At 54.8% G+C, this 290-nt stretch carries 1 pseudogene; it reads right to left on the bottom strand.

The annotated features are described in order from the left end of the window. Positions 1-176: 176 nt before the first annotated feature. Positions 177-290, bottom strand: a pseudogene (locus tag LHP98_RS19365) (IS5/IS1182 family transposase); the annotation flags it as partial.

Here is a 290-nt window from a genome sequence, read left to right as displayed (position 1 = left end):
TTCATCTCGCTGGGATGCATGTTCTGAACCTTGATGTTGACGTTCTGTAAACCACTTTCAGCCTCACACCTTAACAAGAGGTAAAGAGGTCATATGAAGGGGAAACAATCCCGAACATCGGCGTGTTCTTGCCTATCAGGAGGGCGTTGTTGCGCAGGGTCCAGACTCATTGACGCTCAAAGCCAGAACATGACGGTTGCGGCGAGTGCGGCGGCGGAGAGGAAGGTCTTTGCGCATCGGTCGTAGCGGGTTGCGACCCTGCGCCAGTCCTTCAGCCGGCCGAACATGAT

The sequence above is a fragment of the Rhodobacter sp. Har01 genome, assembly GCF_020564565.1.
GTDB lineage: Bacteria > Pseudomonadota > Alphaproteobacteria > Rhodobacterales > Rhodobacteraceae > Pseudogemmobacter.
The sequence above is the reverse complement of the archived record's forward strand: the minus strand, read 5'-3'. Positions and strand labels throughout refer to the sequence as shown.